The following is a 24,533-nucleotide window of genomic DNA, read 5'->3' as shown; positions in this document are numbered from 1 at the left end:
ACTGCGTCCGTCGTTTCTTTTAGCTGGAGAAATGGCGCCCGCCTCGAACTTCGCACCACGACACGAACACTCTGCCACGCCCGGTCGATCGGTTGATCTCAAGCAATCCATCACACGAGGAGGATCATCGATCCGGATCATTCGACCCTTACCGTGCCTGCTGCGGCGCCAACTCCTCAAGGCGCCGCAGCAGGGGCCACGGTTCCTGCGAAGGGAGCGTTTCACCGCGAGTTCTGTACGCAGAGTTCGCGGCGCAATGCACCAGATCAAAGCCTAGTCGTGCATCGCATGTGTTACGGGTCGGTCCTGCTCATCGCACCACGAAATGCGGGACCAAAGAGTTAGAGTCGCACCACAAGACGCAACGTCGATGTGGGCAATCAACAGGAGATCGCTAATGTCTGTTTCTAAGTTTTGGGCCGCTCTGGGCGCCTGTGGCGTCGCGGCCACGATGCTTGTCGGGAGCGCCAATGCCGCTCCGGTAAGCGTCGACGGCACGCTCGGCGCCGAATGGGCCGGGGCGACCGTGAAGAGCGTCTTGTACAATCCGTCGGCTCCGCTTGGCAACTTCGGCACGCCGACCAACGAGAACGCCACCACCGCGTACGACATCTACACCCGCGGCGACAACAGCTACTTCTACGTCGGCATCACGACGACCGGCAACACCTACACCGGCGGTCTCGACTTCGCCAACCTCTACTTCAGCACCACGCTGACTGGTTCGAACATCGGCTTCGAAGTGACGAACCAAAACGCCTTCGTTCCGGGCGTGCCAGGCAACTACCCCTACACGCCTGGCTCGGCCGACATTCACTACTCAGTGACCCCCGGCACCCCTTCGACTCCTGGCGTCCTTGAATTCGCGGCGCCGTGGGCAGTCTTCACGTCGAACTCGCTCGGCCTGTCGCCGGCCCCGGCAGTTCCGACGACCGCCGTGCAACTGCGATTGAGCCAGTCGTTCGGCTACAGCGTCGCCGGCGGGGCGAGCTACGGCAGCGACCGCTTGGGCCAAGTGGCCGTGGTGCCGGAGCCGGCGACGATCGGCCTCGCTGCGGCCGGCATCATGGGGGCCCTCGTAGCCACCCGCAAGCGTCGGGCGAGCTAGCTGGATTCAATGGGAGGCCGCCGCTCGCTGTGGCGAGCGGCGGCCGACTGCTTCAGATCAAGTTTTGAGATTCGAGTTTTCACACACACACACACACACACATTCAGTCATTTTTTAGGCGGAGAAACGCTAATGTCCATCACGAGATTCGGTTTCAAGGCAATTCTTCTTGGCACTGCTTGTGCCTTCTCGGCGAACGTCGGCTTGGCTGCGGTCGTCACTCAGATTCTCCCGGCGACGCCGAGTCCGGTCGTCGGTTCGTGGTATGAAAGCGGCGTGCAAGGCGGGGCCACGATCGGCATCGTCGACCTGACGGGTGCGGGCGGCAATCTGGAATCGGCTCAGCCGCTGCCGACCGGCGCCGGCAAGATCGTTACCCCGAACGACAACAGCGCTCGTGCCGAAGCCTACACCTACGCTGACTTCGGCGATGCGGCATCGTTCCTCGGCAACGTTCAGCTGGCTTACAACTACTACAAGACTGCCAATCCGCTGAACGCTTCGGCCGCTCCCGCTCTGAAGCTGATCGTCAACTCGACCGCGGGTACGGGCGACAACTACGGCACGCTGATTTACGAGCCCTACTGGAACGGCCCGACCCCGACGGCCGATGCGTGGCAAGCAGTCTCGATCTCGCCGACCGATGGCGGCGGCAATGATGCCAACGGCGGTTGGTGGTGGTCGGGCGGCTTCGAAATCGGCAGCGGCGCCGGCGGTCCCCCGCTTCGCTCGCTCACCGAATGGGTCGCTGCCTTCCAAACGAGCGATCCGACCGATTTCGCCACGGCTCGCGTCGTCGCCCTCGGCATCGGCGAAGGTACCTACAACCCGGGTGAAGTGAGCTACTTCGACGGCATCTCCTACACCGCCCTCGGCGGCGGCCAGACCTGGAACTTCCAAGCTGTGCCCGAGCCGGCCAGCATCGGCATGGCCGCACTCGCCGGCGTGGCTGGCCTCGCCCTGCGTCGCCGGGCTTGCAAGGCCTAACGAGTCTCCTGTCGACCGGCTCTCCCCGTCCGCGGCCTGCGGACGGGGAGGCTAGTCGAACGCGGTTCGCTGATCATTCGCTCGTTCATCTACACGTTCATCAACAAGAAAATAATCGCGACTCGCTTCGCACCACGAACTGCGGGTCGTCGATCTTCCAAGGAGAAAGCTAGTGTCCGTTTCTAAGATTCGTTTCGCTTGTCTGACCGTCGCTGCCGCTGTTGCAGTTTGCGGGGCCTCCGCTCAAGCCGCCTTCACGGGCTTCCAGATTCGAAACAACCCGACGATCAACCCGATTGGCGCCAACACGGAATTCGTCATCCAATCGGCAGGCCAGAAGGCCGCCTACGGCAGCAACGACATCAACGGCGCCAAGATCGGCCAGATCACGAACCTCGGCGTCACTCGGTTCGACGACACCACCCGCTTCACCGCTGGCTCGGGCCCGGCCGTCGGCCCGTACCTCAACATCTGGGTGACCGACGGCACGAACTTCGCCGTGCTCGCCAACGAACCGTCGAACCCCGACTTCCAGCCGCTGTTCATCGACAACGGCAACGGCACTAAGTCGTACAGCCTCGACTTCGCTGACCTGGCCGACAAGCGCGTCCAAGTCTACGAAACCCCGAACGGCGGTTTTAACTCGACGAACACGTGGGTTCACAACTTGGTCGGCATCAATGGCCCGCTGACCTTCGGCGACCTCGCGAACCTGACGATTGGCGCCCCGAGCCCGTCATACATCGCCGGCGGCAACGGCATCGGCACCGGCGCCCCGCGTCAAGACGTTACGAACGTCGCCTACGGTGTGAACTGGGTTTTCGGCGACACGCTGACCAACTACATCAGCGGGATGGAAGGCTACGTCGTCGGCAATGGCATCGCCCAAGCCGTGCCGGAGCCGACCACGGTCGCTCTCGCCGGGGTGGCTGGCCTGGGCTTGCTCTCGGCTGCTCGCCGCCGTCGCAACGCCTAGTTGATTGAAACGAGCTGCGAGTCGTCTCCCGTCTGGTTCGCCAGGCGGGAGACGAAGCAGCGAGTAACGCCTCTCTCGGAATTTAAGTCGAATCAGTTGGTTTCAACGAGCAGTTCGATCCAGGCACTCTGCTCACTGGCCGTTAAACGGCTCTCTCTACAACACACGCGGCAACGAATCAACCTTCACTCCCCGCGACGCCAACGCCCGTCGGGCTTGGCCGCAGGGACTCAGCAGATTTTCGTGGTGCGACGTCGGCGACTTTGTGTGTGGTCTGCCGACGGGCCTTCTCCTGGCTCGCTGCCTCTCGCTCAGCTGATCACTGGGCGAGAGGCGGAGACGCCGGCTACGACGCCCCACGACACCCCTCATTCGAGATCACATTCCTAGTTTTTATCTAAGCCACAACCAGCCCGTTTCGCACCACAAACTACGGGTTCAATCAGGAACACGCTCATGACCATCACTCGCTTCTCGCGCCTCGCCGCTCTGCTCGTCGCCATCGGCATGGCCCCCGCGCTGGCTTCGGCCGCACCGTTCATGAACATCGACTTCGAAGGCGATGCGGCTGGATCGGCCCCGAGCGTGAGCGCTCCGGGCAACCCGATGACGAAGCCCTCGGCGATCGGCGGGTACACGGCAACGACCTCCGACAGCCCGCCAACCGCTGCTAGCGGCACGATCGTGGTCGGCAGCGCCCCGGGCATGGCCCAAGGGGCGATCATGACCACCAATCCCGCGAACGCGGAGCTTGGCGCGCTGTGGATCGACAACAACGGCTTCGGCGCCGTTGGCCAAAAGATTCGGATGTCGTTCGACGTCAACATCCTCGCGGCCCCGACGGTGGCGCTCACCCAGCCGAAGCTACTGGCTGGCGGCGGGTCGGCTGGCATTATCCTCGGCATGAATGCTTTCACGAACAGCGGTTCGCAGCAGTCGTTCCGCTTTGCCGCCGCTCCGACAAGCGAAACGGGCGGCGTGTTCGCCCTCCGCTCGGCCGACAACACCACGCTCGTCGACTTCTTCAACTACGTCGAAGGGACGACGTACAACGTGGCGATCGAAGCCGATTACACGACGGGTAAAGTGAAGGCCTTCGTCGACGGCATCGAAAAGATCTCGAACCACACCTTCTTGCTCGCCAACGAACCGAGCGCTACCACGGGCGAGTACTTCTTCCATCTGAACGGCGAAGCTGGTTACGCGAATTCGGTCGCCATCGACAACATTCAGTCGGCGGTCGTCCCCGAACCGGCGAGCCTCGGCTTGGCCGGCGCCGCTGCTCTCAGTTTATTCGTGGTGCGACGTCGTCAACGCGGCAACGCGTAGTCGACGGGCTATCTCCTGGCTCGCTGCCTTCCGCTTGGCTGATGGCCGAGCGGAAGGCGGAGACGCCGACTGCCGCGATCGTACCGTTGCCGTAGCGATCGCGATCCTCTCAACAAGCCCCCCAATCAATCCCGCCTCGCACCGTCCTAGTCGACGGCTCTCCGCAAAGAACGCTCATGAATCGCACCGTTTGCCTTCGCTCCACTTTGCTCGCCTTCGCGGCGATTTTCCTTCTGGCCGTTCCCGCCGCCGCCGCGCTCGTCTCGCCTAGCAAAGCCAACGGCACGTTCATCGCAGGCTCGGGCATTCCGGCTGACAACTTCACCTCGGTGACGGCGAACACGGGCGATACGATTGCCCTCAAAGGTCGCCTTCGCGATACCGGGCAACCCCTCTCGCAGAGCGGCAACGTCTACTACGTGCCGACCGGGCTGGCCGCCGACAACGTGAACCCCGCCTGGTCGTTTGATTATCAGTTCACGCCGGAAGATGGCGCCGCTGATCCGAATTTCTTCTCACTGACCGACTACTGGCTGACGCTGGAAGTCGACTTCGATCCGACCCCTGGCTCGGCAAGCTTCAAGACCGTGGCTGGTCCCGTGTCGAGCTTGGCTCCGAACTTCTACGCGAACCCTGGTTCGGGCGCCTGGTCGAACAACGTGACGCCATGGGTGGTGAGCGACTCGGCAAACCTCGGTTTCTCTTCGTGGTTCTTGGCGCCGCCGATCGGACCGACTGGCTACGATCCCGACGTGGTCGGCGAGTACGAGATTCGTCTCACGGTATCGGAACTCGCTTTCTTCGGGATCATTCCTGTGCGTGGCGCCGACATCGCCGCGACGAATATCTTCGTGCAGACGGTGCCGGAACCGCGACTGCTGCAATGGCCGGCGTCGCCTGCGTTGGTCTCCTGGCTGCTCGCCGTCGTTGGAGTGCGTGAACCAACTGGCGGTGTGCTGCGTTAAGTAAGCAATCGCTGCGAGTTAGCCGATTCCTGCCAAGGCGAGCTCGCTGAGTGAGTCTCCTGTTCTGCCCGTCCTCTTTCCGGTTCGCCGGACGGAGGGCGGGCAGTTTTCGTTGGTAGCGCGATCAGACAAAAGTTTTAGCTTGCCCCGAAGCGAATGTGATATTCGTCGACCAGCAGCCACACGGCGGTAGCGGCGAGTAGCGTGGCCATCGTGAGGTTGAACGCATGTAGCGCCGCGGGGCGTTGCAGCAGTTGACGAAGTCGCTCGCCGCCCCAGGCCCAAGTAGCGACGCAAGGGAGCGCCACTGCAGCGCTAACCGTGGCGATACCGACCGCGGCGGCTATTCGTCCGTCGCGCGGCATGAACAAGATTGCCGTGTTGATCACCATCACCCACGCCTTCGGGTTCACCGCCTGGAAGAGCGCGGCGCCCCAGAAGTTGAGCGGTCGAGCCAAGTCGCGACGCTCGGGAGCACCGGCTTGGCCGATCTTGTAAGCGAGCCAAAGCAGGTAACTGCAGCCGACCATCGCCATGACCCAACGCAGCTCGCCGATCCAGGCGGAGATTGTGGCAAGCAGCGCCGCGGTCAGCAGTACCTGAATGGCGTTGCCGAAGCATATGCCGAGCATATGCGGAACCGAGCGCCGGACGCCGAAATTGACGCCCGACGCGGTGAGCATCAGGTTGTTTGGGCCCGGCGTGATTGACATCACGAACAGGTAGCTTAGCAGCGTCGACGGTTCGGCCATTGGGGATTTGGGCGCGGGCGGGGAGGTGCGGTATGAAGCCGGTTGACGGCGATACGCGCAGGGACGCGCGGCGACGCCCGGAGGTTCAGGCTGGCAGGGTACGTAGTTGCCGCAGCGTGTTTCAGTCCACGACGCCGTCGCGGATGGCAAAAAAAAATGCGGGCGATCCATTGGATCGCCCGCATTCGTTTTTAACTTCAGAAAACTGTTGCAACTAGGCGCGGCGCCGACGGCTCAAGACGCCGGCAGCGGCCAAGCCGAGCAGGCTGAGCGCGGTTGGCTCGGGGACGGGCGTCGTGAAGAATTGCAACTCCGAGAATTGAACGGAGTTCGCCGTTCCCTTCACGGTCGGGAAGACAATTTTGTACGACGTGTACGCAGTTGAATTCGCGAAGCCGATGATCGGGCCTTCAATGTTTCGCTGATCATTATTAATCGCGGGATCGCCGGGCAACGTGATGCCCCCTAGCGCGATCTGCGTCCATGTTTCGGCAGTTCCTTCGGAGTTTTCCAGGCTCGTGATCGGCGAGTTGGTGCCGTACAAAATGTACGAGGCGGGGTCGCGGGCCGGTGTATCGTTGGCGGTCGTCAGCTGGAAGCTTTTGACGACTGACGAACCGATCGCAGGGGTAATGATCAGCCCCGAACCCTCGCGGCCGAAGTTCAGGTACTTGCTGCCGGCGGTCTTCGCACCGTCAATCGCTTCGACGGGGCGTTCGGTCGGAGGAAAGAAGCTGTCGGTTTGGTCGATGGCGATCACTGCGGCGGTCGGGTTGGCGGCGACGTTCACGCCTCCGCCCGCCGGCGCGTTGAAGAGGCGCGCTTCACTCAATTGGATGCCATTCGGGTTTGCGGCGTTGGCGAGCGTCACCGGATCGAACGCGCCCGTGCCCGCTGAGCGAAGTTTGGTGAAGAGGAGCTTGTAGGAGGCGTAGGCGGTCGCGTTTGGAACGTCGATCGTTGCGCCGGTGGTGTTGAAGGCGATCGCCGGCGACGTTGGGTCGCCTAAGCCGGTGCTGCCGCTGCCGACTAGGGTCCACGAATTTTCGAGGCCCGTTCCGTTGTTGACGGAGGTGATCGCGGCGTTCGTGCCAAACAGTTGGAAAGAGACGGGGCTGCGCTCTGGGGAATCGTTGCCTGAGGTAAAGCTCAAGCTCTGGACAATGGCGGGGCCGCCAGCCGGCGTGACGATGAGCCCCGAGAAGGCTCGAGCGCCGCTAAACCACTTCGTCGTGTTGTTTTCGTCGAAGACTTTCTCAGGGCCTTCGTTGCCGGTATTCGTATTACCCGGCAGGTTACGATCGCCGTCGATGGCGATAATAAAATCACTTGGCGAGAGGATGTTGGCTGCGACCGCATCAACGGCGAGTAGCGCCGTTACTGCGACGCCCAACACAAAAGAAGACCATCTGCGACTCATTAACCAGCCCTTTCGAAGATGAGTGCTTGCCGGGCGTTGGTCGCCGGCAAACTTGCCACGGGAGGTGCGAATCTGAGTAAGAGGATAGAGGATGGACTCTGGACTTACAACAAATTAACCAAATTCCGGACTAACAAATTCGCCCTCAAAAATGTCGAAGGCCGCCTGGGGATCTCAGAGGATTGTGAGAAAACAGGGGCGGCGCCGGGCAGCGGAAGTGAGCCGCTAAGTGCAGCTATTCCGTAATGGCCGAAACTGGCTCGCGCTTAGCGGGGCGGACGTATTCGACGATTCCCGCGTCGATATATTGCCCGCCGTTGTTCTGCCGGCAGTGAATCGCCAAGACGTTTCGCCCGGCTCGGAGGGACGAAATTGCCTCGGCGGTCAGGGGGATTTCGACGTATCCGCTCGTCCAGCGCGGCAGGCGAGCGATCTCCACGCCGTTGAGGTAGATCTCGGCGTCTTCGTCGTGATGGATCCGCAGGGCGAATTCCCTGTCGTCAAACTTCGCCGTCGCAGACGGCGCGGTCGGGAGGTCGAAAGAACGGCGTAGCCAAATGTCGCGAGCGTGCCAGTCTGTCCGCACGATTGCTCCCGGCGTGCCGGTCGTGCCGAAGCCACCTGGCGCCAGCGACCAATTGGAGTCGTCGAACGAATCGGCGGTCCAGTTTTCCGAAGGCGATTCGAGCGAGTACCGCCATAGGACGGGGCTCTGCTCGGCAGTTGCGGCGATGGTGCGCGTTTCCAGCGGGGTCAAATCGACTTGGTCGAAATCGAGGCGATAGATGACGCCATCGTCGAAGCCGACCATCAGCAACTCGCCGCCCACATCTTCAGCAAATGAAACGATCCGCGTCGGCGATCGGCCAATTTCGACGATCTCCTTCGTACTGCGTCCTTCAGGAAGCAACGCCCAGAGTCGTCGAGATTCGAAATCACCGAAGACGTATCGGCCGATCAGCGCCGGAGCCCGCGCGCCGCGATAGACGTAACCTCCTGTGACTGAAACGCCGAGACGGCGCGGGTAGCTGAGAACGGGCGGGACGAAGCGTTCGTTCTCGCGGCGGTATTCGTCGGAGAAAGGCGTCGCTCCTTCGAAGACATTCCAGCCATGGTTCTCGCCGACACGGGCGAGCGTCACTTCTTCGAAACGATCTTGCCCGACGTCGCCGACCCAAAGGTCGTTCGTCTGGCGGTCGAAGCTATAGCGCCACGGTTCGCGAAAGCCGTAGGCCCAGATTTCCGGCCGGACGCCGTCGACGTCGACGAATGGATTATCAACGGGGATGGCGTATGGCTTGTCGGCTTCGGTTTGATCGACGTCGATGCGCAGCATCTTGCCGAGTAGCGAGCCGAGGTCCTGGCCGTGCCCGCGCGGATCGCGTTGCGGGCCGGTGTCGCCCGTGCCGATGTAGAGGTAACCGTCGGGGCCGAAGACGATGCTGCCGCCGTTGTGATCTTGGGTGACGCTAGGAATCTTCAACAGCTGGCGCGGAGGCTGGCCAGAATCTCGCTGAAAGTCTGGTGCGAACGATCGCTCTTCCACGATCGTGGAAATTTGTCCTGCTTCGACGACATGGTACTTCAAGAAGTACCGCCGATTCTCGTTGAACTTAGGATGAAAGGCGAAGCCGAGCAGGCCTGTCGCTCCGCCGCGACGGACGACGCGGGTGAGATCAAGCAGCGGCGTGCGTCGGTCGCCGGTGGACGTTTTCTCGACGATCCAACTCATGCCGGCATGTTCGAGGACGACGTAACGACGATCACTCCCGGGAAAGCGGCCGATCCAAACAGGGTGATCGAAGCGAAGGCTCGCGTCGAATAGTGGCACGAATTGCACTGGTTCCGCGCACGGAGGTATTTCGTTGGGCGTCGACGGCGAAGCTGAGGCGCCGAGTTCCTGGCGAAGTGATTGCAGGTAGGCGAGGAGGTCGACGAACTCGTCGCGAGTCATCGACTTCTCAAGCCCGGCGGGCATCAACGAAACGTCGCTCTCTTGCGTCGCGACGACCTCGGACGCGGGAATGCGGACGGGGCGACTGTTCTCGTCGAGCAGTTCGAGCCATTCGGCCGTGACGCGTTGCATCACCCCGGCGTGCGTTGTTCCCGCATCCGTTTGAACGATCGTGTTGCCGTAGCCGATCGCGATCGTTGCCGAGGGCTCGAGGATCGAGCGGATCAGATCAGGGAGTTCGAACTTGTCGCCAATGCTGCTCAGATCGGGACCGGCGAAGCGGCGATTGCCGTCGACAGTATGGCACTTCGCGCAGTTGGGGCCGGCCGATCGTTCGAAGACGAGCTTGCCGCGCGTGACGTCGCCCTGATGAGCCAGCGCATATTCGGCGTACTCTCGGCGTGCTTGCTCGTCAGCGGCAGAGAGAGAGGGTTCCGCGGCGTGCATCGGCGCATTCCATGCGCCGATTAGAATGACTAGCGAGAGGAGAAACGGCTTCCGCATCAATCAAGCCCGTCGCGTCGAATTACAGGTGACGTTAAACATCTCTCCAGCATGGAAGGCACGAAAAGGGCGGTCAATGAGATAGGACGCTCCTGGGTTAGCATTTACGAAGAGCGGCTCTCAATTTCGTTTGAGTCTCCTTCGACGCCAACCTTGCTTTCTCGAAATGGAGGGATGCGCGCAGCGAAAAGTTGTGGCATTACGAATAGCCCCCGGTTTGAAGAACCGAGGGCTAAGGGTCATGCGTGTTGGAGAAAGGTGCGGTCGGCGATCGATTACCGCCGGCGTCGCACGACGCCCAACGCTCCCGCCGCTAGAGCGAGCGTCAACGTCGACGGCTCCGGCACGGCGGCGATGTAGAAGAAACTGAAATGATCGGTCGTGCCGCAAACCGAGCTGGTGCTCCCTTGCTTCGGCTTTCCTTTCTGGAACTCGCCCCAGACGCCGGTCGATTCGTTGAGCGAACCGAAGACGAAACTGCTCGGGTCGGCTGGCCTGTCGAACTCGACGGCGATCGTTACTGGCGTCCGCAATTTGTGAATCGCGTTGCCGGTCGCTTGATCGATGAGCGAGACGCCGAAGACGAGGGCGCCTTTCGGGGCGGGCGGGAGATCGTCGGGGAGGCTGTCGGTGAAGAGGACCTCGAGCGTGGCCGGGGCGCCTTGCCAGAGTTCGGTTGGGGAGAAACCGAGTTCGGGAATATCGTGATGGAAGAGCGGATTGACCTCGGGCTCGTTGGAGGTGTAGAGGGGATTGGGAGCGATGACGGCCGATCCCTGGGGCGATCCGAGCAGGACTGCAAACTTCGTGGCATGTGAAACGTTGACGCTGGTCAACGCGACCATGAGGGCCAGTGCCGCGACGCTCGAACGCTGCATGAGACGACTCCAGATAAGAAATCCTGCGGGAAGGTGGTGGGGCGAGTTCCCAGCTTAGATGGGGCGTGGCTGGGGGGCAATTCTTTTCCGCAGCGCAATGACCGCATACCGGCCGTTATTGAGTCAACGGCGGCGGCGGACGAACGGCGCCATCGCGAAGATCGTCAGCGGGATGCCTGTTGGTTCAGGAATCGAGACGCTGCTCGGCATGCTGGCGGCGTTCACATATTCATGCTGCCAGATAAGGAAGTCGGCGCCATCGGTAACGCCGTCGGCATTGGCGTCGCCCGCGCGGGTCGCGCCGAACGCCGTTTGCCAGATCGCGAGATCGTCGCCATCGACCGTGCCGTTGAGGTCGAAATCGGCGGCCGGGACGGTGTCGAGAATCGCGGCGTGCATCATCGACGACAGGACTTCGACGTTGGCGAAGTGGCTCAGGTCGGTAGCGAACGTGAAGACGAGGTCGTTCTTCTGATCGATCCAACTGTGAAAGCCGCGGGCCCCGGCAGCCATCGCTTCGACCGGCGGCCCGGCTTGGACGAGTTGATTGACCCAGATGCCGACGCCGTAGTAATTGTTGTCGGCGGGGGAGTTGTTGGTCGGTTGGGAGTCAGTTGTTTGGCGGGTGAGCATCTCGTTCACCGCGGCCGACGACAGGATGCGGACGCCGGTCGCGCGATCGACGCCGTCGTTGGCAAGCATGTCCATGAAGCGGCTGTAGTCGCTGGCGGTCGACTCGACGCCGCCCGCGACGCGCGGGTTGGTATCGCTCGCGATGACGAACGAAGTATTCGTCATGCCGAGCGGCTCGGCGATGCGCTCGGCGAAGAGATCGATGTAGCGCTCGCCGGTGGCGACCTCCGCGGCGGCGCCGGCGGCTTGCATCGAGAGGCCGCCGTATGAAAACGTGCTGCCCGGAGTGAACGCGAGCGGCGTCTGCTTGATGATCGCCGCGGCCTGCCGGAGCGTGATGTTCTTCTGGTAGAGGACAAGCGCCTGCTCATCGCCGGCGATGCCGGAGGTGTGTGAGAAGGCTTGGCGGATGGTGATGTCGCGAAAGCCGGGGGCGTTGTACTCGGGGAGGAAGTCGGCGAGATGGCTGTCGAGCGAGAAGCCTCCATTGCCCGAATCGGCAATCGACATCAGCAGGGCGCCGCTGAGCGTTTTCGTGCTGCTATCGACGTTGGCGGGGCGATTGAGCGACCAGCCGCCGAAGACCTGGTGGTAGATGGGGATGCCATGTTTCAGCAGGCGGATTTCGAAGCCAGAAACGGGCGTGCCGACGTTTTGTCCCGCGAGGGCGCCGTTGGCGAGCGCCGTCAGTTCACTGAAATCGTAAGCGGCGTTTGCCTGGGGAGCGCGCAGCATTGCTGCCAGTGTGGCGATGCAAACGGCGAGCAGGCGTGGCAATGGGTGCGGAATCATACGGCAGGATGCGTGGCGGGTGGGAACTTCATCATCGCACAGCAGCGGGGAACTTCCAGTTCGCGGCGGCCACGGCGGTCGAAACCAGGGCAGTGGTGGAAGTTTTAGCAGTCTTGGCGCCGATAGGAGAGGTGGGATCGTGCAGCTGCAAGCCGGTTGCTAGCACGGCTCGGATTTTACCTCGCGACAGGACGCCACCCATGTATTGCGCGGAATGCGGGACGAAGGGGACGGGAAAATTCTGCACGGGGTGCGGCCAGCGGTTGGCGACGGCTGCGGTCGGCCAAGCGGGGGCGAACGACGGTTCCCTGCCGGCGTCGAACGACTACGACGCGACCGTCGTCCTCACGATCGATTGGTCGGACGTCATCGACTACGAGACGCTGATCGCGATTCCCGCCGTGCGTGATCGCATCGCGCGGGCGTCAGCTCAATCAAAGAAGCGGATGACCGGCGAAGAGATTCTTGATCTTTACGGCAAAGCGCTCGGCAAGCTCGCGGGCGTGCCGTTGCCGCTGTCGATGTCGACGATTGCTGGCGTCGCGCAGTCGACGTACGCGAAGCTGGGCGTGAAGACTGGCAAGTCGCTGAGCGGCGCCTACGTCGTACCAGTCGGCGAGATGCTGGTGCGGCTCTTGTGCTCGCTTGCCAAGGAAGGGCGCACGCTGCGTGACGTGCACCAGCTTTCCGATGGCTGCATTGTGCGGGCGGCGTTGCCGTCTGATCTGTTCGCGCTTGAGGGCGACGTGGTCGTCAGCGTGACGCGGATTGCCGGAGGCAGCTGTATCGAAGCGGCGACCGAGATCCCGGGGCAGATGTTCGACTGGGGGAAAAGTACGCGCTGTTTGGCGGCGATGTTGGCGGACTTGGGAGCGGCGGCCGCAGCGTAGAGGGCGTTTGCTGAATCTCCAGCGGGCGTGGTAGAATTGCTGGTGGAGAATTATCCATGGCGAATCAACTACCAGCCGACGTCGACGCGCGAGTCCAAGCTCAATTGGCTACGGGCGAGTTCCCGACCGCCGATGACGTGCTGCGCGAGGCCCTCGATGCGCTTGAGCGACGCCAACAGTCGTTGCAGCGCTTACGTGAAATGGTGCGCGAGGCGGAAGAGGACGTGACGGCTGGTCGCGTCGGATGCTTCGATGCGGAGGCGACGATGCGGGCGGTGATGGCTCGCGTCGAACAGGTTCGCTCACGGACCTAACGAGTATGCTCCAGGCTCGACGCACATTTGCTGCTGAACGAGACCTCGAGGAGATTGTCTTCCACATCGCGATGGAAGAAGAGCGACCGGTTGTCGCCGAGCGGATTCTCCGCGAGTTGATTCAGCGGTGCGATAGGATTGCGGAATTAGCGCCGATCGCGAGTGAGGGAACAGCGGCTCCGCGACTGGGCGGAGGCGTGAGGTTGCTTTCGCACAAGCGTTGGGTCATTATCTTTCGATACGACGCCGAGGGCGTCGTTGTGCTTCGCATCGCCGACGGTAGCCAAGACTACTTAAATTGGAAGGTCGGCGAATAGTCGAACGTTAGGCTTCTCACTCATGAATCTCCTCTGGATCGTCCTCCCCAGCGCCGCCGTGCTGGGCATTGCCTACGTCACCTACGGCCGATTGCTCGGCAAGCTGCTGCGTCTCGATGCGAAGGCGCCGGTACCGGCAGTGGAGCAGCGCGACGGGATCGACTTTGAGCCGATCTCCGCGGCGGAGTTGTTGCCGCAACATTTCTCCGCGATCGCGGCCGCAGGACCGATCGTGGGGCCGATTCTCGCCGGGCTGATGTTCGGCTGGCTGCCGGCGCTCCTATGGATTCTGATCGGTTCAATCTTCGTCGGCGGCGTGCAAGACATCACTTCATTGGTAGCGTCGATTCGCCATCGGGCGACCTCGATCGCCGAGGTGGTGCGGCTCTACATGACGCGTCGTTCGTACCTGATGTTCTTGGCGTTCATCTGGATCGCGCTCGTCTACATCATCGTCGCGTTCACCGGCGTGACGGCGGCGTCGTTCGTGGGGGCCCCGCTCGCGGAGAACGGCGGCATCGGCGGCGGGGCGATTGCTTCGGCATCGTTGATTTATCTGGGCATCACGCTCGTGATGGGCCTCGCGATGCGGTACGCCGGGATGCCGTCATGGCTCGCGCTCTGCGTCTTCTTGCCGATGGTAGTGCTCGCGATCGTGTTTGGGCCGAACGTGCCGCTCGACCTTGCCGCGATCACGGGCTGGAGTGATGGCTCGGCGGTGAAGCTGTGGAGCACCATTTTGCTGGCCTACTGCCTCGTCGCTGGCGTGTTGCCGGTGTGGCTGCTACTGCAGCCGCGGGGGCAACTCGGCGGGTACTTTTTGTATGCAGCGCTCGGGGCCGGGGCGCTCGGCCTAGCGTTCGGCAATGTCCGCACGGAGTATCCTGCGTTCCGTGGTTGGGAAGTCGCCACGGCAACGGGCGGGACGGCCGCGCTCGTGCCGCTGTTGTTCATCACGATCGCGTGCGGCGCTTGCTCAGGTTTCCATTCGCTGATCGCCAGTGGCACGACGTCGAAGCAACTACGCAATGAAATGGACGCCAAGCCGGTCGCCTACGGCTCGATGTTGCTGGAAGGAATGGTCGCCGTCGTCTCGCTTTGTTGCGTGATGATGTTCGCCGAAGGCTCGCCCGAGCTGGCTGGTAAGCCGAACCAAATTTACGCGCACGGCATCGGCAAGTTTCTCGACGTCGTGCATGTTTCGAAAGCGATTGGCGTCACCTTCGCGCTGATGGCGTTCACGACGTTCGTGTACGACACGCTCGACGTTTGCACGCGGTTGGGACGATTCGTCTTGCAAGAGCTCACTGGCTGGCACGGCCGGGGCGGACGGATCTTCGGGACGGCGGTCACCGCTGGCGTGCCGCTCTTCTTCATGCTGAGGCACCCCTCGGATGCGAAGGTGCCGGTGTGGCAGCTGTTTTGGAATCTATTCGGTGCGAGCAACCAGTTGCTCGCCGCGTTGACGCTGCTCGGCGTGACGGTGTGGCTCTGGCGGACGCGACGCGCGATGTGGGTTTGGTTCGTCGCCGGCATTCCCACGGTGGTGATGTATGTGATGAGCACCTGGGCGCTGGTGACGATGACCGTGCCGGCGTTCCGATCCAGCGAAGGGGCCTGGCAGGCGCCTAGCGATCCGGTGCCGTGGATCGGGCTCGTGCTTCTCAGCCTCGCAGTGCTAATGCTGGTGGAGGCGATCCGCGTGTTAGCGGGATCGAATGAGCCGCCGACAGGGAGCGAGTTGGCGCCAGCTGCGGCGTAAGGGGCGCAGTTGCGAGTGGCGCTCCGGCGGGTCGCGTACTCGCGCCAGAAGACTCGTTGACCCGCGGCTACTTTTCGGCGAGCTTGACTTCGACCATGAGGTCGGCGGCGACATTTTCTAGGGCGACGCGGAGGTCTGCTTCGCTCACGTCGGGAGGCAGGCGCAGTTGGGCGGCGGCGTGGAACAGGGGTTGGCCCGTCTCCGCGGCGGCGCGGCATTCCGTGTTTAGCTCTTCCACGTTGACGCCGAGCGCGGCGAGGACGCCGCTGATCTGGCGGACGATGCCCGGTCGGTCTTGGCCTAGCAGGTCGAGCGCCACCAGCGGACGATCGGCGATGATCGCAATCGCGGGGTCAGGATGGATGACTGTTTCGAGGCCTGACTTTGCTAAGCCGGCCAGCGCTTGCGAGAGCGAATCGGCACTGTCGGCTTCAACCTCGACGCGGAGGATGCCGGCGAACTGACCGGCGAGATGAGCCATGCGGCTTTCAAGCCAATTGCCTTGATGTTCGGCGACGAGTCGAGCGATTGATTCGACGAGGCCAGGGCGGTCGGGGCCGAGAATCGTGAGCACGAGCGAAGTTGTAGGCATGGCGGCGTCTGCAGGGCGAGCGCTTGAGGAGTGTTTAGCGGCTGATTGCCGAACCTCCAGAATAGCCAGAGAGCCACGCCCTCTGGGAGGCGCCTCGTGCGATCGCGGAAGTTTTTCTTGGCGCCGACGGACCGCGTGGCGGTCCGGCTAGTGGGGGGCCGTTGTTGGCTGCAGGCTAAGTGGGCATGGCCCAGTGGCCGCCGTCGCGATAGCGGCGGGCGAGGAGGTTGTTCGCTTCGTTGTCGTTTGCGATTGTTTCGGTTTGCGGATCGAACCTAAGCGTACGGCCGAGCCGAGCGGAGAGGTTGCCGAGGTGGGCGAGCGTCGCCGTCTGATGCGCAGCGACGATGCCTGCCTTCGGCGACGTTCCCTCGCGGATCGCATGCAGCCAATCGGCGTGGTTGTCTTCGACACGAGCGGCGAGCGCGCCGTGTAGTTCTCGTTCACTGCGCACGTTGCGCGGGCCGTATAGTTCGAACTTCCCTCGCTTGCTGAGGAACATCCGGCCGTTCGTGCCGAGGAACTCGACGCCGCTGTCGACGTTGTGCGGGTAGTTCGTTGTCCAAAGCCTTTGCTCGAAGATGAGCATTCGTCGTTCATCAGATCCGCCGGAGCCAGGCCATTCGAAGGTTGCTTGCAGCGTGTCGGGGAATTCTTGGTCATCGTCGAAGTGATACTTGCCGCCGGTGGCTGATATTGAGGCGGGATGTTCTTGCACCCCGAGTCCCCAACGGGCGAGATCGAGTTCATGGCAACCATCGTTGCCGGCGTCGCCCGTGCCGAAGTTCCGCCACCAGTGCCAGTTGTAGTGGAAGCGGTTTGCTTGGAACGGCAGCCACTCGGCAGGGCCGACCCACGCGTCGTAGTCGACCGTCGCCGGTGCAGCGGACGGTTGCTGACGGCCGATGTCCTCGCGCTGCTGGTAGTTCCAACACTTTGCAACGAGCACCTTGCCGATGGCGCCGGCGTGGAGCATCTCGATCGCTTTGATGATGCCGGGCGTCGCACGGGCTTGCGTGCCATGAGCGACGACAAGTTGCGGGCGAGCTGCGGCGGCACCGACGAGCAGCCGCCCTTCGCGAACATTGTGCGAGCAAGGTTTTTCTACATAGACATGCTTGCCTGCGTCGAGAGCGAGCAGCGCGGCCGGAGTGTGCCAATGATCGGGCAGGACAATCGTGACAGCGTCGATGGAGCGATCGTCGAGGATGCGGCGAAAGTCGGCGACCGCTTGCGCTTGATTGCCGACTCGCGCGTGCTGAGCGGCAAGCCGTTCTGAGTCGACGTCGCTGACGGCGGCGATTTCGACGTTTGGCAGGGTGAGGAGCGACTCGGCATGCCGCCGTCCTTGGTTGCCGGCGCCAAGGATGGCGACGCGGACGCGATCGTTCGCTCCGGCAGCTCGTGAGCGACGGCTCGGCAACAGCAACGCCGCTCCGCCGACGGCAGCAGCGCCGAGAAAGTAGCGTCTGGTTGAGAGGGCCATGCGAGCGACTCAACAGAAAAGGGGGCCGTGGGGCGAAAGTTCACCCTAGCCGTGGGAAAACCGAGGGTCAAGGAACAGGGGGCATGGCGTGGTTCTGCCACGGAAGCGCCCCCTCGGCGGAGTTGCATATCTGGCACAGGCATTTGCGGATTCGGAAATGTCTCCCTGCGCAGGCTGAAGCGCCTTCCTGTGGGAATAGAATGCAGAGGTCGCTCGGCGCTCACTGCCACGGCTCCTCCTCAATCATTCCGCGCACCGGCTCGCCCGCTGCGTCATCCTTCACCTCGCGCGGCTGCCGCGTTCACCTCCCATGGCTGATCGACCGCGCGACCGCAAACCGATCGGGCTCATTGGCCTCGGGCTAATGGGCACGGCGATTTGCGAACGGCTGCTCGCGACCGGCTATGAACTGGTGATCCACAACCGCACGGCCGACAAAGCGGCGCCGCTTGTAGAACGTGGCGCCCGTTGGTCGGAGAATCCGCTTCGCGAGTGCGACCGCGTCATTATCTCGCTCTACACGACCGAAGTCGTCGAAGAGGTGTTGAGCCAGCTAGAAGATGCCTACCGCCCTGGAAAGCTGCTGATCGATACGACGACCGGCGATCCGCAGTTAACGGCGTCGCTTGGTGCGCGACTCGCCACGCATGGCGTCGATTATCTTGAGGTGCCGATTTCTGGTTCCAGCGAGCAGACCCGTCGCGGGCAGACGACCGCGATGGTTGCGGGGCCGTTGCGTGCGCTCGACGCCTGTCGCGATCTGCTCGATGCGATCGCCGCGAAGACTTACTACGTCGGCCAATGGGGGGACGGCGTACGGATGAAGCTCGTCACCAATTTGGTGCTCGGGCTCAATCGCGCTGTTCTGGCTGAAGGCTTAGTCTTTGCGAAGTCGATGGGCCTGTCGACCGAGCGGACGCTGGAGGTGCTGCTGAACAGCCCAGCCAGTTCGCGAACGATGGAGAATAAAGGGCCCAAAATGGTGGCGGGCGAGTTCGCGCCGCAGGCCAAGCTGTCGCAGCATCTGAAGGATGTGCGATTGATCATCGACGAAGCGGCGCGACGGGGCCGCGAGTTGCCGCTCACGGCGCTGCATGTGCAACTGTTGGAGCGGGCCGAGGCCGATGGGTTGGGCGAGCTCGACAACAGCGTGATTATCCGCGCGATCGAAGAGGGCCTGTTGCCGGCCACGGCGAGCGGCGCTGCGACGCGAGGGATCGAGACGCTTAGTTCGTTGTTGAACGAAGTCGAGTGAGCTATCGTGACGGAAACGGCGCCCAACCGTGCGCCGGTCGCGATTGAAGTTCACCGAACTGTTCTCCTCTGGTCGAGTTGCGAGCATGAGGCAATGCGTCATCATCGCCATTCTGTGGAGTGCTTGGTGCTCGCACGCTGCTGGCGCCGACGTTCCGCGCATTAAGATCGCTCGATCTGTCGATAGCCTGAAGATTACCGTGGGCGAGGCCCCGTTCGCGACCTTCGTCTACCGCGACGAGAAGATCACACGACCCTACTTCGCCCATGTGCGGGCGCCGAACGGCGTTCAGGTGACGCGCAGCTATCCTCCCGTCGAAGGAAGCGACCCGACCGATCATCCCGAGTTCCACCCAGGCATCTGGCTAGCGTTTGGCGACGTGAGCGGCAGCGACGGATGGAGGCTGAAGGCCCCGGTTCGCTTCGAACGGTTCGTGGAGGAGCCGCACGGCGGCGCGGGGGAGGGGGGCTTTGCGGCTGAGTTCTCGCATCGCGATCAGGCAGATCCAGAGCAAGTGATCTGCCGCGAACTGCTGCGCTGCGACTTGCGGGCGACGCATGAGGGAACGCTGTTGCTCTGGGATTCAACGTTCACCGGCGATCGCGAGTTTGCATTCGGTGATCAAGAAGAAATGGGGCTTGGCGTCCGCATGGCGACGCCGCTGCGGGCAGAGCAAGTTTCCAAGTTTCACCTACCGGCCGGCAACGGCGAGATCGTGACCGCCGACGGCAAACGCAACGAGCGCGAAGTCTGGGGAACGTCGCCGGCGTGGTGCGACTATCGTGGCGTCGTCGACGGCAAGCCGGCGGGAGTAGCGATCTTCTGCCATCCCGAGAACTTTCGGCCAAGCCGATTTCATGTGCGCGACTATGGGCTGATGGTTGCTAACCCCTTCGGCAAAGCCGCGTTCAAGGCGGGCGAGCCAAGTCGCGTGACGGTGCGTCCGGGCGAAGAGTTGCGATTGCGGTACGGCGTGCTTGTGCACGGGGGGGAATCGCCGGAGAATCTGGACCTCGACAGGGCGTTCAAGCAGTATGTTGAGATCACCGGCGATTGACCTGACTCCTCTGCAATCAAATCTGAAGCCGTGACGGCAGCATCTCCCACCGAACTGACGCGCGCTGGACGCTACGCCGTCCTCGCCGCGGCGTTCTTGGGACTTGCGTTTGACGGCGTTGAGCTCGGCCTCATGCCAGTGGCGTCGCTCTCGGTGACGCAAAGTTTGCTTGGGGCGGAGTACACAGAGGCGGACGGCGGCCTCTGGTTCGCGCGATTCACCGCCGCGCTCATGCTCGGCGCCGCGATCGGCGGTAGCCTACTCGGCAACCTTGGCGATCGCATCGGCCGAGCGCGGGCGATGGGGATCAGCATCCTGTTCTACTCCGCCTTTGCAGGGCTTGGGGCGCTCGTCCGTTCGTGCGAGGAGATGTTGCTGCTGCGATTCATGGTTGGCCTCGGCGTCGGCGGCATGTGGCCGAATGGCGTGGCACTCGCTGCGGAGTGTTGGCCGCGAGCATCGCGACCGACGGTGGCCGGCATCCTGGGGGCGGGCATCAACATCGGCATTCTCGCGCTCTCGCAGATCGGCCGCTTCTGGCCGATCACGCCAGACTCGTGGCGCTGGATCTTCGCGATGGCGGCGATTCCTGCTGCGCTCGGCGTTATCGTGTTGACGCTGTTACCGGAATCACCCAAATGGTTGGCCTCTCGTGGCGTCGAGAAAAGGCCGGCGCCGCCATTGCGAACTTTGTTTCAAGGCGAGCTGCTGCCGCTGACGCTCGTCGGCATTTTGCTGGCGTCGATACCTCTGGTAGGAGCCTGGGCTGGCGGCAAGTGGATGCTTCCGTGGGCTGACAGCGTCGCGGGCTCCGCAGCGCCGGGATACAAAGCGACGACGCTGCAGTGGTGGTCGCTGGGCGCAACGATCGGCAGTTTTCTAGGAGCGCCGCTCGCCGGTTGGATTGGGCGCCGGCTTTCCTATTTCCTGATCAGCGTCGGGGCGACAGCACTGACCTGGGCGATGTTTCGCCTCACGGCGCCGCTCGAACCGTCGTTCCTGCCAGTCGTGTTCGCGCAGGGGCTCGTGGCGACGTTATTCTTCGGTTGGCTGCCGCTCTATTTGCCGGAATTGTTTCCGACGCATGTGCGAGCGAGCGGTGCAGGGGTGTCGATGAACATCGGCCGCTTCGCCACCGCCGGCGGCGTACTCGCGGCAGGCTCGCTCTTCAAGTGGTTTGGCGGCGACTACGCGATGCTCGGCGGAGCATGTGCGCTGATCTATGCAGCGGGAATGCTCGTCATTTGGCTGGCGCCGGCGACGGATGGACGCGGGTTGGAGTGAGGCGTCAGCAACTCGTGTCGATGACATGGGGTCCCGGCTTGTGGGCGTTCAGTCGAAGACAGCCGGGCGGTGATCTGCAAATGGTCGTCACTTTGCATCGCGATCACTCTTCCGACTCACTGGATGGCCAAATAGAACCTGCGCTTGTTCAAGCGTCATCGGCAGCGTGTATGCGGGACCTTCTCGCACCACGCTGTATTCAATAAACGGGGAGTTGGAGATGAAGCACACCAATTGACCGAATTGAAACTTGGCGTCAGTTCCTTGGTGGTTGGAGTATCGCGTAAAGCCGTTGGGATCGGCTCGCTTGATAAGCTTTTCCGGCGCCACCAGTTCGCGATCCGCATACGGAACTTCGAGAAAATAAGCTGCTTCCGCCTCGCTGAGGCTAGGAAGATAGATTGGTGAATCGCCGCCCTCGAAGCGGATGTAAATTGGCATCACCACGCCGCCGCCGTAACGCCGGCGATCTTCGCCGGTGGCGAGCATTTCAAACTTTCCCGATGTTTGGCCAAAAAGCCAAGCGGCGGCAAACGTCATTTCGTGCACTTCGTCGTTCTGGCGGCGCAGTTGTTCCTGCCGCTCATGTGCGGCGCGAAGCTCGTTGCGGCGCTCGCGCGTGGGAAACGATCGGTCGGGCTTGGAGGACTCCAACTCCGGCGGCAGGGCAAGCCGCCAGCCTGCTGCATCACGCTCGAAGTGGATGGTCAGGTTGCCTTGAGTGTTCTCGTGTATTTGCCCGACGGCGCGATCCCCTTCGGTCTTCAGGATCACGACTTCGCCGCTCGGAGCCGAGAGCGGGGAGCTTCGGGCTCCAAGGATTTCGCGCGCATCAAGGATGAATGATCTTGGATCGACGATCGTATTGCCAACGGTGCGCAGGACGCTTTCGGGGCCGTCCCCGCCTGGTGAGTCTGCAACTTGGAGCATGCCCATAATGTCGAGATCGTCGAGCTGATGTTTTTTCATAAGATCGAGAGCTTCGGGCGGCGCGTTGGCGCCTCTGGCCGCCATCATCTGTAGTTCGAAAGCAATTTTTGCAGCGCCTATGTGAAGCATTTCGTCTGAGAAGCAATTTAGCAAAGCCGCAGTGTTGTCCGACTCGATGGCGTTTCGATAAGCGGCGAAGCACGCTTCCGGCGTCGCGAAACCCTGCTTAGAGGTAGGTGAAGTAAGAGCGTCTCCAGCGTCGCCGACGGCCGCGACAGCGGCGGGCTTCGCCGCGTCAGGAGACGCACCCTTCGCTGATGGCGACGAAGAGGCGCTCGGTGATCGCCCGCGAGTCGCAATAACCCAACTCGTCGTCGCGCTAATCGCAGCAATGACTGCGGCGCCTGAGATGCCCAGCAGCCAAAGGCGGAGAAAGCTTTTTTGAGCTGGAGGCGATTCGGTTAACGCTGGCGGCGCGGTTGAGGCGGTTGGCGGCGTCGACGAAGCTCGTGCTGTTGGTGAAATCGCAGGAGTCGGCAGAGACGCTGGTTGCCGCTCAGATTGGTCTGAGTTGTGCGACGGAATTGTGATTGCTTGGTCGCACTGAGGGCACTTGGCGCGGCGATTCGCCTGCGATTCAGCGGCTTTGATTGCTTTGCCGCAGCTTGGGCACGAAAAACGAAGCACGCGAACCTCGTCAGCAGGAGAAACGCCGAGTTGATGGCCGTATTATGCACTAAGAAACGGCGTTTGTGCAATCAAACGAGTTTTGCTTATGGTCTTATAGTAGATTCTGCCAAATTTCGTAGTGCCACTCGATCGACCTTCCCGGTTGCATTCAGCGGCATCGAGTCGAGAAATACAATTTCTTCCGGCGCCTTGTACCCGACGCTCGCCCGCGAAAACTTGATCAGCTCGGCGGCAGTCGGCGGCGCTACGCCTGCCTTCAATGCAACATAAGCCCGCACGTTCTCGCCGTGGACGAGGTTGTCGATGCCGATCACGCCGACCGCGGCGACGGCGGGATGTTCGAGTAGCGACTCCTCGATCTCCTGCGGCGTGATATTTGAACCATCGTGCACGATGATCTGCTTCTGCCGCCCGCGGAACCACAGGTAACCGTCGGCGTCTGCCGTGACGACGTCACCCGTGTCGAGCCAGCCGTCGACGAGCGTTTCCGCGGTGGCGTCGGGGCGATTCCAGTAGCCGATCATGTTCGCGGCGCTGCGGATCCAGAGACGCCCCTCACTGCCGAGTGGAACCTCGGCGCCGGCGGCGTTGCGAATGGAGCCCTCATAGCCCGCGACAAGCTTGCCAATCGAACCGACCTTGTTGAGGCCGTCGGGCGGATTGACGGTCGACATGCCGGTCTCGGTCATGCCGTACAGTTCGTCGATCGCCTTGCCGGCGATGGCGGTGAATTCGCGTTCGAGTTCGCCCGAAACCTTGTCGCCGCCGCTGACGCAGAGTCGCAGCGAGCGGAAGTGTTCGGAAGTTGCGTTGTGGTCGCGCACTAGTGCGAACAGTGCCGCGGGCAGCATGCAAAGAAACGTTGGCTGCGTGTCGGCCAGCAGCGGCAACATCTCGTCGCCATCGAGGCGGCGGGGAACCTCGACGCGGACGCCGGCCGCCAAAGCGCCGAACGACATGTGCGTCGCGGCAATGTGCGAGTACGAGGTCGCGGGCAAGAACACGTCGGCGTCGTTGAGTTCGAACCCGGCGATCGTACTGGCGACAATCGAACCGAACGAACGATGACTGTGCGTGACCCCCTTCGGTTTGCCGGTGCTGCCGGAGGTGAAGAAAATGAACGCCACGGCGTCGGGCGACGGTGGAGTGAATTCAGCAGGTGACAGCTCTGTTTGCAGGAAGTGCTCAAAGCTCGGTTCGCGGCCATCAGTGGCGCCAAATGCGATACGTCCCAACGGCAGCGTGCCGGCAAACTTGCTAATCGCGAGGTCGGCATCGCGCTCAGCGTGGTGAAGTAGCACCGAGGCGCCGCTCACTTCGAGGGCGTGATCGATCTCCGGCGCCTGATAGCGATAGTTGAGCGGCGTCGCGGCAAACCCCGCCTTCATGCAGGCGATGTGGTGAATGACAAGCTCCGCGCAGTTCGGCATCAACGTCGCGATACGGTCGCCAGGCTTCAAGCCGAGAGCGAAGTAGTGCTGGGCGACGCGCGTGGAGACGGCGTCGAGTTCACGCCAAGTAAGCTGGCCCTCGCGCGAGACAAGCGCCGGGGCGTCGGGATTCGCCGCGAGCCCGCGGTCGAGTAGTCGCGAGATCCGAACTTCAATCGTCAGCGGCGGACCAGCGAGGGGCATGAGTCGTTCCCGAAGTGATGAGGT

Annotated in this window: 21 protein-coding genes; 12 read left to right on the top strand and 9 right to left on the bottom strand. The window is 62.4% G+C overall.

Features of this window, described 5'->3' with window-relative positions; all coding sequences use genetic code 11:
* Positions 1 to 397 precede the first annotated feature (397 nt).
* From ACQY7R_RS18005 to ACQY7R_RS17985, 5 genes are all read left to right on the top strand, one after another.
* Positions 398 to 1,108, top strand: a complete 711-nt coding sequence (locus ACQY7R_RS18005; RefSeq protein WP_428306957.1) for a PEP-CTERM sorting domain-containing protein — start codon at positions 398 to 400, stop codon at positions 1,106 to 1,108.
* Positions 1,109 to 1,240: 132 nt separating this feature from the next.
* Positions 1,241 to 2,095 (top strand): PEP-CTERM sorting domain-containing protein, encoded by an 855-nt coding sequence (locus ACQY7R_RS18000; RefSeq protein ID WP_428306956.1) that lies wholly within the window; start codon positions 1,241 to 1,243, stop codon positions 2,093 to 2,095.
* A 172-nt stretch (positions 2,096 to 2,267) separates the two neighbouring features.
* Positions 2,268 to 3,071: a PEP-CTERM sorting domain-containing protein gene (locus ACQY7R_RS17995; RefSeq protein WP_428306955.1), complete on the top strand. Its 804-nt coding sequence runs from the start codon at positions 2,268 to 2,270 to the stop codon at positions 3,069 to 3,071.
* A gap of 456 nt (positions 3,072 to 3,527) precedes the next feature.
* Positions 3,528 to 4,400 (top strand): PEP-CTERM sorting domain-containing protein, encoded by an 873-nt coding sequence (locus tag ACQY7R_RS17990; protein WP_428306954.1) that lies wholly within the window; start codon positions 3,528 to 3,530, stop codon positions 4,398 to 4,400.
* A 176-nt stretch (positions 4,401 to 4,576) separates the two neighbouring features.
* Positions 4,577 to 5,365, top strand: coding sequence for a hypothetical protein (locus ACQY7R_RS17985; RefSeq protein WP_428306953.1), 789 nt, complete (start codon positions 4,577 to 4,579; stop codon positions 5,363 to 5,365).
* A 137-nt stretch (positions 5,366 to 5,502) separates the two neighbouring features.
* Here ACQY7R_RS17985 and ACQY7R_RS17980 read toward each other — a convergent pair whose 3' ends face one another.
* The 5 genes from ACQY7R_RS17980 to ACQY7R_RS17960 all read right to left on the bottom strand — a co-directional run bounded on the left by ACQY7R_RS17980 (position 5,503) and on the right by ACQY7R_RS17960 (position 12,298).
* Positions 5,503 to 6,117, bottom strand: a complete 615-nt coding sequence (locus ACQY7R_RS17980; RefSeq protein WP_428306952.1) for a LysE family translocator — start codon at positions 6,115 to 6,117, stop codon at positions 5,503 to 5,505.
* 214 nt (positions 6,118 to 6,331) lie between these two features.
* Positions 6,332 to 7,537, bottom strand: coding sequence for a PEP-CTERM sorting domain-containing protein (locus tag ACQY7R_RS17975; protein WP_428306951.1), 1,206 nt, complete (start codon positions 7,535 to 7,537; stop codon positions 6,332 to 6,334).
* 235 nt (positions 7,538 to 7,772) lie between these two features.
* Entirely contained in the window at positions 7,773 to 9,938 is a 2,166-nt protein-coding gene (locus ACQY7R_RS17970) for a PQQ-dependent sugar dehydrogenase (RefSeq protein WP_428306950.1), read from the bottom strand.
* 332 nt (positions 9,939 to 10,270) lie between these two features.
* Complete coding sequence (locus tag ACQY7R_RS17965) at positions 10,271 to 10,873, bottom strand: PEP-CTERM sorting domain-containing protein (RefSeq protein WP_428306949.1); 603 nt, start codon at positions 10,871 to 10,873, stop codon at positions 10,271 to 10,273.
* A 123-nt stretch (positions 10,874 to 10,996) separates the two neighbouring features.
* Positions 10,997 to 12,298: a serine hydrolase domain-containing protein gene (locus ACQY7R_RS17960; protein ID WP_428306948.1), complete on the bottom strand. Its 1,302-nt coding sequence runs from the start codon at positions 12,296 to 12,298 to the stop codon at positions 10,997 to 10,999.
* A gap of 200 nt (positions 12,299 to 12,498) precedes the next feature.
* On the opposite strand from ACQY7R_RS17960, the gene ACQY7R_RS17955 reads away from it, so the two are divergent.
* The 4 genes from ACQY7R_RS17955 to ACQY7R_RS17940 are packed head-to-tail and all read left to right on the top strand — an operon-like array spanning position 12,499 to position 15,581.
* Positions 12,499 to 13,188 (top strand): hypothetical protein, encoded by a 690-nt coding sequence (locus tag ACQY7R_RS17955; RefSeq protein ID WP_428306947.1) that lies wholly within the window; start codon positions 12,499 to 12,501, stop codon positions 13,186 to 13,188.
* Between the two features lie 56 nt (positions 13,189 to 13,244).
* The gene (locus ACQY7R_RS17950; RefSeq protein ID WP_428306946.1) at positions 13,245 to 13,502 is read left to right on the top strand and encodes a ribbon-helix-helix domain-containing protein; all 258 of its coding nucleotides are present in this window, start codon (positions 13,245 to 13,247) and stop codon (positions 13,500 to 13,502) included.
* Positions 13,503 to 13,507: 5 nt separating this feature from the next.
* Positions 13,508 to 13,819 carry a type II toxin-antitoxin system RelE/ParE family toxin gene (locus ACQY7R_RS17945; protein ID WP_428306945.1) on the top strand — a complete coding sequence of 104 codons (312 nt, stop codon included), beginning with the start codon at positions 13,508 to 13,510 and terminating at the stop codon, positions 13,817 to 13,819.
* A 22-nt stretch (positions 13,820 to 13,841) separates the two neighbouring features.
* Positions 13,842 to 15,581 (top strand): carbon starvation CstA family protein, encoded by a 1,740-nt coding sequence (locus ACQY7R_RS17940; RefSeq protein ID WP_428306944.1) that lies wholly within the window; start codon positions 13,842 to 13,844, stop codon positions 15,579 to 15,581.
* Between the two features lie 67 nt (positions 15,582 to 15,648).
* Here the strand turns inward: ACQY7R_RS17940 and ACQY7R_RS17935 are convergent, their stop codons facing one another.
* Both ACQY7R_RS17935 and ACQY7R_RS17930 read right to left on the bottom strand, forming a co-directional pair.
* On the bottom strand, positions 15,649 to 16,173 hold the full coding sequence (locus ACQY7R_RS17935) for a glycine cleavage system protein R (protein WP_428306943.1): 525 nt from the start codon (positions 16,171 to 16,173) through the stop codon (positions 15,649 to 15,651).
* Positions 16,174 to 16,348: 175 nt separating this feature from the next.
* On the bottom strand, positions 16,349 to 17,659 hold the full coding sequence (locus tag ACQY7R_RS17930) for a Gfo/Idh/MocA family protein (RefSeq protein WP_428306942.1): 1,311 nt from the start codon (positions 17,657 to 17,659) through the stop codon (positions 16,349 to 16,351).
* A gap of 310 nt (positions 17,660 to 17,969) precedes the next feature.
* Here ACQY7R_RS17930 and ACQY7R_RS17925 point away from each other — a divergent pair, with 310 nt between their 5' ends.
* The 3 genes from ACQY7R_RS17925 (at position 17,970) to ACQY7R_RS17915 (ending at position 21,255) form a co-directional block, all read left to right on the top strand.
* A complete protein-coding gene (locus ACQY7R_RS17925) occupies positions 17,970 to 18,914 on the top strand; it encodes an NAD(P)-dependent oxidoreductase (protein WP_428306941.1) in 945 nt (314 codons plus the stop codon).
* 85 nt (positions 18,915 to 18,999) lie between these two features.
* Positions 19,000 to 19,971 carry a DUF6807 family protein gene (locus tag ACQY7R_RS17920; protein ID WP_428306940.1) on the top strand — a complete coding sequence of 324 codons (972 nt, stop codon included), beginning with the start codon at positions 19,000 to 19,002 and terminating at the stop codon, positions 19,969 to 19,971.
* Positions 19,972 to 20,001: 30 nt separating this feature from the next.
* Positions 20,002 to 21,255: an MFS transporter gene (locus tag ACQY7R_RS17915; RefSeq protein WP_428306939.1), complete on the top strand. Its 1,254-nt coding sequence runs from the start codon at positions 20,002 to 20,004 to the stop codon at positions 21,253 to 21,255.
* An 87-nt stretch (positions 21,256 to 21,342) separates the two neighbouring features.
* Here the strand turns inward: ACQY7R_RS17915 and ACQY7R_RS17910 are convergent, their stop codons facing one another.
* Together ACQY7R_RS17910 and ACQY7R_RS17905 are read right to left on the bottom strand one after the other, a co-directional pair.
* The gene (locus ACQY7R_RS17910; RefSeq protein WP_428306938.1) at positions 21,343 to 22,314 is read right to left on the bottom strand and encodes a hypothetical protein; all 972 of its coding nucleotides are present in this window, start codon (positions 22,312 to 22,314) and stop codon (positions 21,343 to 21,345) included.
* Positions 22,315 to 22,958: 644 nt separating this feature from the next.
* Entirely contained in the window at positions 22,959 to 24,509 is a 1,551-nt protein-coding gene (locus tag ACQY7R_RS17905) for a class I adenylate-forming enzyme family protein (RefSeq protein WP_428306937.1), read from the bottom strand.
* Positions 24,510 to 24,533 lie beyond the last annotated feature (24 nt).

Source organism: Lacipirellula sp., from assembly GCF_965279485.1.
Lineage (GTDB): Bacteria > Planctomycetota > Planctomycetia > Pirellulales > Lacipirellulaceae > Lacipirellula.
Note: the sequence above shows the minus strand (reverse complement) of the source record. Positions and strands in the feature narration are given on the sequence as shown.